Origin of the sequence: Gardnerella sp. DNF00354, assembly GCF_049262755.1 — a bacterium.
Taxonomy (GTDB): Bacteria; Actinomycetota; Actinomycetes; order Actinomycetales; family Bifidobacteriaceae; genus Bifidobacterium; species Bifidobacterium vaginale.
Genome location: NZ_CP058402.1, coordinates 912,744 through 924,535, shown reverse-complemented (window position 1 = coordinate 924,535; position 11,792 = coordinate 912,744). Strand labels below are relative to the sequence as shown.

Sequence of the window (11,792 nt, the reverse complement as noted above, 5' to 3'; positions counted from 1 at the left end):
TCATCTATTCCCATTCGATTGTGGCAGGCGGCTTAGATGTAACGTCTAACACAACGCGATTAATCTGGCGACATTCGTTTGTGATTCGAGTAGAAATCTTTGCCAATACATCGTAAGGAACTCGCGACCAATCAGCAGTCATAGCGTCTTCCGAACTTACTGGTCGAAGCACGATTGGAGAACCGTATGTGCGCTCGTCTCCTTGAACTCCAACAGAGTGAACATCTGCCAAAAGAACAACTGGGCATTGCCAAATATCTCGATCTAATCCAGCTGCCGAAAGCTCTTCGCGCGCAATCGCGTCTGCTTCTCTAAGCACAGCTAAACGCTCGCGAGTAATCTCGCCAACAATGCGAATTCCCAATCCTGGCCCTGGGAACGGCTGACGCCACACAATAGCGTCTGGAAGCCCAAGCTCCGTACCAATTGCGCGAACTTCATCCTTAAACAAAGTACGCAAAGGCTCAATAAGCTTAAACTTTAAGTCCTTTGGTAAGCCGCCAACATTGTGATGCGACTTAATATTTGCAGCACCGTCTCCGCCGCCAGACTCAACAACATCTGGGTAAAGCGTGCCTTGTACAAGGAACTTAACTTCTGCTCCAGATTTTCCAGCTTCTTCAATAACTTGACGTTGTGCTTTTTCAAATGTGCGAATAAACTTTTCGCCAATAATCTTGCGCTTGCGTTCTGGCTCGCTCACGCCTTTAAGCGCATCTAAAAAGTCATCTTCTGCATCTACTGCAATAAGCTTGATTCCAGTTGCCTCAACGAAATCGTGCTTAACTTGCTCAACTTCGCCTTTACGAAGAAGGCCATGGTCTACAAAAACGCAAGTGAGCTGATCTCCGATTGCTTTATGTACCAGTGCTGCTGCAACGGCGGAATCGACTCCTCCAGAAAGTCCGCAAATAACTTGTGCATCTCCGACTTCAGCGCGAATCTTTGCAACCTGATCTTCTATAATATTCGAAGGATTCCAATCATTTTCCAATCCTGCGCACTCGTGCAAAAATGTGGAAATAAGCTTTTGACCTAAAGGCGTATGCTTGACTTCTGGATGCCATTGCACTCCGTAAAGCTTGCGGCTTTTGTCTTGCATAGCTGCAACTGGAGCGCCTTGAGTGTGGGCAAGCACCTCGAATCCTTCTGGCACGCTCTTAACTGCCACTCCGTGACTCATCCAAGTATTTTGATCTAATGGAGAATTAGCAAGCAATCCTTCTGCTTCATCAATAGTTGCATGCGTTTTCCCATACTCACCCAGTGCAGCTTTGTCTACGACTCCGCCAAGCTCATGAGCCATAACTTGGAATCCGTAGCAAATTCCGAGCACTGGAACTCCTGCTTCAAAAATCTTTGTGTCAATTTTTGGCGCTCCTGGTTCATAAACGGAAGCAGGCCCGCCAGAGAGAATTATGGCTTTTGGATCTTTTGCCAGCATTTCTTCTACTGGCATAGAGTGTGGAACAAGCTCCGAATAAACGTTTGCTTCCCTCACTCTTCTAGCGATTAGCTGGGCATATTGGGCACCGAAGTCAACTACAAGTACCGGACCTTTTGCCATGATTCTCCTTATTTACACGCTTCTTATATATTCCTTATTTATCACTTTATTTTTTGCAAATGTTTTAAAGGTGATATTTAAGGCTGATTCAATTCATACTAATGGCGCTTTGCGACGTTGCAGCGCTTCGAAACGCCGTGACTTATCTAGTTTTAAAACCAATCAAGCTTTATATAGCAATAAAGTGAACATAAAACATAACATAAATGATAATTTTAAGAAAATTTTTGCGAACACTTTAACACATTTTTTCAACAAAATCGCACGTAGTGAGTAATCAAACGCACAAAAGTCAAAAGCTGTTACTATACTGAGAATGATGGAAAAAGAGGCTAATACATTCGTTTTTCAGCCTCTATAACCAAATGGTAATGATTAAAATTGCACTGAAAAGTGCTTGAGTACAGGAGTACACATGACGAGTCCTGTTATTGGCACCCCTTGGAAGAAGCTAAATGCTCCAGTTTCTGAGGCGGCCATCGAAGGCGTAGACAAGTATTGGCGCGTAGCAAACTATCTCGCAATCGGTCAGATTTATCTTCGCAGCAACCCTCTAATGAAGGAGCCATTTACTCGCGAAGATGTTAAGCATCGTCTGGTAGGTCACTGGGGCACTACTCCAGGCCTTAACTTCCTTATTGGACACATCAACCGCTTTATCGCTGATCACCAGCAGAATACTGTAATCATCATGGGTCCAGGCCACGGCGGCCCAGCTGGTACTGCTCAGTCCTACCTCGACGGCACATACACTGAATATTATCCAAAGATCACTAAGGACGAAGCTGGCTTACAGAAGTTCTTCCGTCAGTTCTCTTACCCAGGCGGTATTCCTTCTCACTTCGCTCCTGAAACACCAGGTTCCATCCACGAAGGTGGTGAGCTTGGTTATGCACTTTCTCACGCTTACGGCGCTGTTATGAACAACCCAAGCTTGTTCGTTCCAGCAATCGTCGGCGATGGCGAAGCTGAAACTGGTCCTTTGGCCACTGGTTGGCAGTCCAACAAGCTTGTGAACCCACGTACCGACGGTATCGTGCTTCCAATCTTGCACTTGAACGGTTATAAGATTGCTAACCCAACTATTCTTTCCCGTATTTCTGATGAAGAGCTTCATGAGTTCTTCCACGGCATGGGTTACGAACCATACGAGTTCGTTGCTGGCTTCGACGATGAGGATCATCTTTCCATCCACCGTCGCTTCGCTGACATGTTCGAAACCATCTTCGATGAGATTTGCGATATTAAGGCTGAAGCTCAGACTAACGATGTAACTCGTCCTTACTACCCAATGATCATCTTCCGCACTCCAAAGGGTTGGACCTGCCCGAAGTTCATCGACGGCAAGAAGACCGAAGGCTCTTGGCGTGCACACCAGGTGCCACTGGCATCTGCACGCGATACCGAAGCTCACTTCGAGGTTTTGAAGAACTGGATGAAGTCCTACAAGCCTGAAGAGCTCTTCGATGAAAAGGGTGCTGTTAAGGAAGACGTTCTTTCCTTCATGCCAAAGGGCGAACTCCGTATTGGTGAAAATCCAAACGCCAACGGTGGTCGTATTCGTGAAGATTTGAAGCTTCCAAAGCTTGAGGATTACGAAGTCAAGGAAGTTAAGGAATTCGGTCACGGCTGGGGTCAGCTCGAAGCTACCCGTCGTCTTGGTGTCTACACTCGCGACATCATTAAGAACAACCCAGATTCCTTCCGTATCTTCGGCCCAGATGAGACCGCTTCCAACCGTTTGCAGGCTGCTTACGAGGTAACCAACAAGCAGTGGGATGCTGGCTACCTTTCTGGCTTAGTCGATGAGCACATGGCTGTTACCGGTCAGGTCACCGAGCAGCTTTCCGAGCATCAGATGGAAGGCTTCCTCGAGGGCTACTTGCTCACTGGTCGTCACGGCATCTGGAGCTCTTATGAGTCCTTCGTACACGTCATCGATTCCATGTTGAACCAGCACGCAAAGTGGCTTGAAGCTACCGTTCGTGAGATCCCATGGCGTAAGCCAATCTCCTCTGTGAACTTGTTGGTATCCTCTCACGTGTGGCGTCAGGATCACAACGGCTTCTCGCACCAGGATCCAGGCGTAACTTCCGTGCTCTTGAACAAGACCTTCAACAACGATCATGTAATCGGCATCTACTTCCCAGTAGATTCCAACATGTTGCTTGCTGTTGCTGAAAAGGCTTACAAGTCCACCAACATGATTAACGCCATCTTCGCTGGTAAGCAGCCAGCTGCTACTTGGTTGACTCTCGACGAAGCTCGCGAAGAGCTCGAGAAGGGTGCTGCTGAGTGGAAGTGGGCTTCCAACGCTAAGAACAATGACGAAGTTCAGGTTGTTCTCGCTGGTGTTGGCGATGTTCCACAGCAGGAATTGATGGCAGCTGCCGACAAGTTGAACAAGCTTGGCGTTAAGTTCAAGGTTGTTAACGTTGTTGACTTGCTCAAGTTGCAGTCCGCTAAGGAAAACAACGAAGCTTTGACTGACGAAGAGTTCACTGATCTCTTCACTGCTGACAAGCCAGTCCTCTTCGCTTATCACTCCTACGCACATGACGTTCGCGGCTTGATTTACGATCGTCCAAACCACGACAACTTCAACGTTCATGGCTACAAGGAGCAGGGCTCCACCACCACGCCATACGATATGGTTCGCGTGAACGACATGGATCGTTACGAGCTTACTGCTGAAGCATTGCGCATGGTTGACGCCGCTAAGTATGCCGACGAAATCAAGAAGCTCGAGGACTTCCGCCTCGAAGCCTTCCAGTATGCAGTCGACAAGGGTCTTGATCACCCAGACTACACCGATTGGGTATGGCCAGGCGTTAAGACCGACAAGCCAGGCGCTGTCACCGCTACCGCTGCAACCGCTGGCGATAACGAGTAGTTTTAAGCTATCAATACTAAAATTGCTTAGCTGATTTTTAGGGAGTCAATCGAAAGGTTGGCTCCCTAAAAAATTAATAAAAAATATGCAAAAAATTAAAAAATCAGCTTGTTGTTCCGCAAATAGCTCTAAAATAACTAGAGGATTCTTCGTTTGATATGTAAATTTTTCAACGTTGAAATACGAAGAATAGTAAAACGAAAATGCAATGCAAAACGAAAATGCAATGCAAAATAGAATAAACACAGACGCATCAAAGGAGAAAAGTCGTGTCGTTAGTTAACGTAACTATTATCAGCGCAGATTGCGCACAAAGTCGCAATGTCGTAGCACTAGGAGTTACAAAGGCTCTTTCAAGTCATTATCCAACAACTGTTTTTAGACCATCCGCAAAGCATGATGACGCGTTTACAAGCGAATTAATAGCATCAAGCAATACAAAACCGACTCTAGAACAAGTAATCGCAGCATGCCCATGCGCAGTTCGTAAAAACAAAGATACACTAAGAGGAGACATTGTAGCTCACTTCAACGAGCTGATTAGCGTGACGAACGCTCAAGGATGCGTTATCGTAGCAAGCGATTCTACTTCTGTATTTGATCCAGATTTATTCCGATTTGATGCAAGTGTGGCAGCTGACTTAGCTTCTCCAGTGTTCCTAAGCATTTGCGCAGAAGGCAGAGATAGCAAGCAAATCTTGCAAACAATCGAAGCACAATGTGCAAGCGTTAGCAAAGAATACACAAAAGTGTTCGGCGTATTTGTAACTGATTGCAAAGAAGACTTAGCAAAAGAAGTAAAAGAAAACTACGCTCAAAACAATAATGGCACTCCACTTTGGACTTTGCCTTCTATAAGCGAATCAGAATCAGATAAATTCAACGATTATGTAGCAGATGAAGAGATTATTAGCGCTTTGAAACAGCCATTTAATGCACCTACTACCCCGTACGCCTTCCAATACAGCTTGCTTGGAAAAGCTAAAGCAAATAAGAAAACAATTGTGCTTCCAGAAGGCGAAGAAGACCGCATTCTAAAAGCAGCTGACTATTTGCTAGAACGAGACATTGTAAACCTTATTATTGTTGGAGAACGCGAATCTATTCTTGCAAGAGGACAAGAGCTTGGATTAGAGTCTCTTAGCAAAGCAAGCTTCCAATCTATGAGCGACGAAGAGGTTCTTAGCAAAATGATTAGCAAGCTTTGCGAATTGCGCGCAAAGAAAGGCATGACCGAAGAACAAGCTAGAGAACAGCTTAAAGACGCAAGCTACTTTGGCACAATGCTAGTGGTACTTGGATTAGCAGACGGACTTGTTTCTGGCTCTGTTAACTCAACAGCAAATACTGTGCGCCCTGCTCTTCAAGTTATTAAAACTAAGCCTGGATCTAAGCTTGTTTCTGGCGCATTCATTATGTGCTTTAAGGATCATGTAGCAGTATTTGCTGATTGCGCTATTAATCTGAACCCAGACGCTGAACAATTGGCTGACATTGCTCTTCAATCTGCACAAACCGCTAAAGCTTTCGGATTAGATCCTAAAGTTGGAATGCTATCTTACTCCACTCTTGGATCTGGAAAAGGCCCAGACGTTGATTTAGTTGAGGAAGCTACAAGGCTTGTGAAAGAAAAAGACCCAGATTTGAAAGTTGTTGGATCTATTCAATTTGACGCTGCATGGTCTGAAACTGTTGCTGCGTCCAAAGCTAAAGGAAATGATGTAGCAGGTCACGTAAATGTGTTTGTGTTCCCAGATTTATGCGCTGGAAACATTGGATATAAAGCTGTTCAGCGTTCTAGCGGCGCTTTAGCTGTTGGACCAATTCTACAAGGATTAAACAAACCTGTTAACGACTTGTCTAGAGGAGCGTTGGTTCAAGATATTATTAACACTGTTGCTCTTACGGCATTGGAAGCACAATTCTAATAATAAATAACAAATTTAACAAATAGGTAAGTTCCTGCAGAGATTCTGACTAATAAAACCTACTCATTGTAGGAACTTACCTGTACACTTAAACGTGGCAATTTACTAGCCTTATCAACACTTTATGGAGGATTCCCTCATGGCAAAAACCGTTCTTGTTATCAATTCTGGTTCTAGCTCGATTAAGTACCAGCTCGTCGATTTGGAAAGCGGCGAAGGTATTGCGTCTGGTATCGTAGAAAAAATTGGCGAACCAGTTGACGGACACTACAAGCACGTATTCAATGGCGAAAAGCATGAGTTTGACGAGCCAGTGCACGATCACGAGCAAGGCTTAAAGCGCGTACTCGGCTTCTTCGAGGAATATGGTCCAAATCTTTCCAAGTCTGGAATCGTAGCTGTTGGACACCGCGTTGTTCAGGGTGGCTTAACATTCCCTAAGCCTGCATTAGTAAACAAAAAGACCATTAATAAGGTGAAGGATTTGGCTGTTTTGGCTCCACTTCACAACGGCCCTGAGGCTGTTGGCGCTGAAGTCATGACTGAACTTTTGCCAGATGTTCCACAGATTATGGTGTTCGATTCTTCGTTCTTCCACGATTTGCCACAAGTTGCTGCAACTTACGCATTGAACAAAGATATTGCAAACCAGTACCACATTCGTCGCTATGGCGCTCACGGCACTTCTCACGAATACATTGGCTCTGTAGTTCCAAGCGTTGTTGGAAAGCCTGCAGAAGGCTTAAAGCAGATTGTTTTGCACATTGGCAATGGCGCTTCTGCTTCTGCTCAGATTTCTGGAAAGCCAGTTGAAACTTCTATGGGCTTGACGCCTCTCGAAGGTTTAATGATGGGCGGCCGCACTGGAGATATTGACCCAGCAGTGGTATTCCACCTTATTCGCAACGCTCACATGAACGTGGATGAGCTTGATACGCTCTTTAACAAGCGTTCTGGCATGATGGGCATGACTGGACACGGCGATTTGCGAGATATTCACAAGCTAATCGCAGAAGGCGACGAAGACGCTAAGCTTGCTCTCGGCGTGTACGTTCACCGCATTGTTGGCTACATTGGCAACTACACAGCTCAAATGGGCGGCGTGGACGTAATCACATTCACCGCTGGCGTTGGCGAAAACGACGAGATTGTTCGCGCTCTTGTGTGCGAAAAGCTTGCTCCATTCGGCGTTAAGCTCGATAAAGAAAAGAACTTGGTTCGTTCTAAGGAGCCACGCGTTATTTCCACTCCAGATAGCTCTGTGATTATTGCTGTAATCCCAACTAACGAAGAGTTGGCAATCGCTCGAAAGTCTGCACAAATTGCAGAAGATGGAGTCGATTCTTACGGCAACAAGTTTGAACGCTAAATCGTAGTGTAAAACAACTTAACGTAAAAACGTAACACATAAATAATCCCGGGTTAAAAAACTCGGGATTATTTGTTATTTAAGCATATTATTTAAGCTCACTATTTAAGCACACTCTTTAAGCATGTTATTCCACATTGTTGGAAAATCAGGAAGCGTTTTGCGCGTAGTGGCAATATTTTTTACACTTATATTAGATATACGAAGCCCTAACATTGATGCAAAAGTTGCCATGCGATGATCCGCATAAGTCTCCATCACTTCCCCATGCATATTTTTACTAGGAATAATACGAATTCCATCTTCTAGCTCTTCTGCGCCTATTCCAACGCGTTTTAATTCCGTAACTATTGCACTCAAGCGATTCGTTTCGTGTCCTCTTAGATGCGCAATACCGTGCAACTCGCTTACATCGTCTGCAAACGCAAGAATCGCAGCAATACTTGGCGCCACCTCGCCAGCAGCAGCCAAATCAAGCGACTTAATAGCACGAATTTTGCCACTTCCAGTTACGCACAACGTTGAAGAATCTGCGCTAGAATGCTCAAAAACAATTTTTGCGCCCATTTGCTCAAGAATCCCAGGCAACAATCCCCCAGGCTGAGTCGTTTTAAGCGGCCAATTAGGTATTTTAACGCATCCGCCAGCAATCAACGCTGCTCCAATAAAAGGCGCTGCGTTAGAAAGATCTGGTTCTACAACAACTTCATGTGGCAAAGTCAAATCATGTTCTTTAACACGCCATACTCCGCTTTCTGGCATATCTACCGCTCCGCCAGCTTTGCGCACATCTTCCATTGTCATTTGAATATGCGGCATACTAGGCAATTTGCTTCCAATATGCTCGATTTGTAGTCCTCCTGGAACGCGAGATGCAATCAGCAGAAGCGCAGATATAAATTGAGACGACGACGAAGAGTCAATGCGAATAACGCGATTATTGCAAGAATTTTGCGCGTCATTTATACCATATGATTCAAGATTTTTGGGCGGTATAACGCTAAATGGTAAGAAACCGACTTTTCCATGATATACGATTTTTGCGCCCAACTGTTCCAATCCATCTAGAACAGGCTTCATTGGACGAGCATACGCTTGCTCATCTCCATCAAATTTCACACAATTATTCGCAAACAGCGCTAAAGCCGTTACAAAACGCATAACCGTTCCAGCTAAGCCGCAATTAACAACCACACAATCATCTACACTAAAAACGCCATTTTTGGGCGGAATAACGCAAATTGTTGTACCATCGCAGCTTAGCGAATCGCATTTAACTCCAAATACGCTTAGAGCGTTAATCATAAGTTCTGTATCTCTTGATCGTAACAATCCCTTTAGAACAACTGGTTTTTTACCTAGAGCTGCCAAAATCAAATAACGATTAGACAATGATTTGCTTCCAGGAATATTCACTGTTGCATTCAAAGGCATATTGCACGATGGAGCTTGCCAAACATCATCATGATTATAAGGATTCATTATTTCGCTCATATTATGAATACTATCTATAAATATGTACTCATTGTAATTTTCACAATGCCTTACATATGAATAAACGCATTATGCCAATATCCTGTTTGTATTGAAGCATATAAAGCAATAGCAGGAACAGCAATGCAAATTACATAAAATATCCAATCGTATGCTGTTAACTTCGATTTTCGTGCTGGAACACGTTTAATACTACTTCCAAAAGCCCTAGCTTCCATAGCTGTAGCAAGTTTCGTACCTCTGCGAATAGATAACACGAGCAAACCAAAAGATTGCGAAAGCATGCGCTGTAACGCTTTACCATCCGATATACCACGAGACCTGCGAGCTAAACCAAAAGCACGCCAATCATTTTGCAATAGACTAAACATTCTCAATCCGGCTAATGCTCCGTACACAAATCGTGGAGAAAAATGCAAAATCTGCACTAAGCCGTCTGCTAAATCAGTTGGATCTAATCCAATAGCTAATATAACGCCTGGAACTGCTACAGATGCAACACGAACAAACGTACAAATTGCCAAATACAATGATCCTTGGCTTATATGCATCCAGCCAAACTTAAATATATCATCTCCAGAACTTTGGCCATATAAAAGCACAGATATAAAGCTACCCGAAGCAGCAATCCAAACTGGCCAAGTATGGCGTAAAACATACCAAGGAGTTACTCCAGCAATTGCAAATAACAGTATATCTAAACCAAATGCAATAGAAGCAGAAACAATATCTAATGTAACAAACATAGGCAAGCAAAGTAATAACGCTCCAATAAAACGACTTATTGGATTAAGCTTACGAATAAACCAAGAAGGCGAAACTAGTCGTTCACTTTCTAAACGTTTAGAAGACGCTGTTACATCAATATGCGAAACTTTTAATAAACTTTCAAAGTCTTTAACTTTAATACTAGACGATTCTTCTGCACTACTAGTTTTATTCACTTCTACTCATTCCCTTCGCTATAGTTATGAGCGGACTCTACGATTTTTTCGTACTCAACTCTTATTACTCTGGCATCTAAAGACTTTACAAGCTCATCATCGTGAGTAACAACAATCACTGCTGAGCCACTATCGCGGATTTGCGCAATAAGTTTTACCATTGCTGTCCAAGTTTTAAAATCTTGTCCAAAAGTAGGCTCATCCATAATAACAACACGCGGAGCAGCAGCTAAAAGCGTAGCTACAGAAAGTCTACGTTTTTCTCCTCCAGATAATGTATAAGGATTAGCAAGAGCAAAACGCTTCAAATCCATACGTTCAAGCATGCTATCGGCAATATCGTAAGATTCCTTTTCGCTTTTTCCTTGCTTTTTAGGCCCTACAGCAACTTCATCTCTTACAGAAGATGTTATGAATTGATGTTCTGGCTCCTGAAACACCATGCCAACTCGCACTAATAATTCTTGACTTTTCCAAGTAAAAAGATTATTTTTACGTCGTTTTGGCACATACTTTTCCATCATGCACACACTGCCAGCAATTGGTTTTAACAAGCCTGCAAGCGTTAACGCTAGCGTAGTTTTACCAGCACCATTAGGTCCCATTAAAGCCGTTACTTCGCCAAAACGAAAAGCTACATTAACATGTTCCGCTAGTGGCAGAGTTCTTCCAAAAGAGCAATCATTCGTATAGAGCGCAACAGATTCTTCCGTATCTTTGATTTCGTCTTTGATCTCATCATCGCAATGTTTAGGAGCAAAAGATTTAACTGTTCTTCCTGGAACCCAAGCACCACCTTTTGCAAGCATATCGCCATATTTTTCAAAAACATCCTCAGGTTTGCCGTCTGCAATAACGCATCCTACATTTGAATCATTATTATTTTCGTTTTTTCCAATAACAATAACTCTATCAATCAAATCCAGCCACACATCAATATGATGTTCAACTACAATCATTGTAGAACCTGTTTTTTTAAGAATATTCGCTACAGCATCATGCACTTGCTGAACACCTTCAGGATCAAGATTAGCTGTAGGCTCATCTAAAAGCAGCAATCCAGGATGCATTGCAAGCACTCCTGCTAAAGCAAGACGTTGCCTTTGGCCTCCAGATAAAGATTGTGTTGAGCGTCTAAGACCCTGACTTCCTTGAGTAATATTGTCTAAACCAACAGCTTTTAGCGAAAGCTTTACGCGATTCCAAGTCTCTTCGCTGTTAACTCCAAGATTCTCACTTCCAAAAGCTACATCGTCGCCTACTCTTTCAAGAATGATTTGTGAATCTGGATCTTGCATAACAAGTCCAACTTTTCCGCGAGCATCCCTAGCATGAACACCACCGACTAGAAGGCTACCTTCTTCCATGCCTTCTGTTTCATCGCCTAAAACACCTGCTAAACCAGCCATAAACGTGCTTTTTCCAGCGCCAGAAGCACCTAAAAGCAACACATGTTCACCAGGCTTAATATCAATATTTACATTCCTCAACACAAAATCTTTGCGAGTAGCGTGTCTCCAACCCCAGTCTTTAGCAACTACGCTAGCTGGAGTCCATTCAGTTTTATTCACAAATTGCATACAAACAAACTTTCATT

At 43.6% G+C, this 11,792-nt stretch carries 7 protein-coding genes; 3 read left to right on the top strand and 4 right to left on the bottom strand.

Features of this window, described 5'->3' with window-relative positions; all coding sequences use genetic code 11:
- Nucleotides 1–4: 4 nt before the first annotated feature.
- The gene (gene guaA / locus HXT24_RS03660; RefSeq protein WP_013399520.1) at nucleotides 5–1,567 is read right to left on the bottom strand and encodes a glutamine-hydrolyzing GMP synthase; all 1,563 of its coding nucleotides are present in this window, start codon (nucleotides 1,565–1,567) and stop codon (nucleotides 5–7) included.
- A 415-nt stretch (nucleotides 1,568–1,982) separates the two neighbouring features.
- On the opposite strand from guaA, the gene HXT24_RS03655 reads away from it, so the two are divergent.
- The 3 genes from HXT24_RS03655 (at nucleotide 1,983) to HXT24_RS03645 (ending at nucleotide 7,757) form a co-directional block, all read left to right on the top strand.
- Entirely contained in the window at nucleotides 1,983–4,460 is a 2,478-nt protein-coding gene (locus HXT24_RS03655; protein WP_004112522.1) for a phosphoketolase, read from the top strand.
- Between the two features lie 269 nt (nucleotides 4,461–4,729).
- Nucleotides 4,730–6,388, top strand: a complete 1,659-nt coding sequence (pta, locus tag HXT24_RS03650) for a phosphate acetyltransferase (RefSeq protein ID WP_410311600.1) — start codon at nucleotides 4,730–4,732, stop codon at nucleotides 6,386–6,388.
- A gap of 139 nt (nucleotides 6,389–6,527) precedes the next feature.
- Nucleotides 6,528–7,757, top strand: a complete 1,230-nt coding sequence (locus HXT24_RS03645; protein ID WP_004121844.1) for an acetate/propionate family kinase — start codon at nucleotides 6,528–6,530, stop codon at nucleotides 7,755–7,757.
- 105 nt (nucleotides 7,758–7,862) lie between these two features.
- On the opposite strand, the gene aroA is transcribed toward HXT24_RS03645, so the two are convergent.
- The 3 genes from aroA to HXT24_RS03630 form a co-directional block, all read right to left on the bottom strand.
- Entirely contained in the window at nucleotides 7,863–9,239 is a 1,377-nt protein-coding gene (gene aroA, locus HXT24_RS03640) for a 3-phosphoshikimate 1-carboxyvinyltransferase (RefSeq protein WP_422119604.1), read from the bottom strand.
- Between the two features lie 62 nt (nucleotides 9,240–9,301).
- The gene (locus tag HXT24_RS03635; protein ID WP_004112518.1) at nucleotides 9,302–10,195 is read right to left on the bottom strand and encodes an energy-coupling factor transporter transmembrane component T family protein; all 894 of its coding nucleotides are present in this window, start codon (nucleotides 10,193–10,195) and stop codon (nucleotides 9,302–9,304) included.
- A gap of 2 nt (nucleotides 10,196–10,197) precedes the next feature.
- Nucleotides 10,198–11,775, bottom strand: coding sequence for an ABC transporter ATP-binding protein (locus tag HXT24_RS03630; RefSeq protein WP_422119194.1), 1,578 nt, complete (start codon nucleotides 11,773–11,775; stop codon nucleotides 10,198–10,200).
- Between the last annotated feature and the right edge of the window lie 17 nt (nucleotides 11,776–11,792).

Excerpts from the sequence above, each read along its gene's own strand:
- HXT24_RS03645 (WP_004121844.1), top strand. The coding sequence starts at position 6,528 with ATGGCAAAAACCGTTCTTGTTATCAATTCTGGTTCTAGCTCGATTAAG.
- HXT24_RS03630 (WP_422119194.1), bottom strand. The coding sequence starts at position 11,775 with ATGCAATTTGTGAATAAAACTGAATGGACTCCAGCTAGCGTAGTTGCT.
- aroA (WP_422119604.1), bottom strand. The coding sequence starts at position 9,239 with ATGAATCCTTATAATCATGATGATGTTTGGCAAGCTCCATCGTGCAAT.
- guaA (WP_013399520.1), bottom strand. The coding sequence starts at position 1,567 with ATGGCAAAAGGTCCGGTACTTGTAGTTGACTTCGGTGCCCAATATGCC.
- HXT24_RS03655 (WP_004112522.1), top strand. The coding sequence starts at position 1,983 with ATGACGAGTCCTGTTATTGGCACCCCTTGGAAGAAGCTAAATGCTCCA.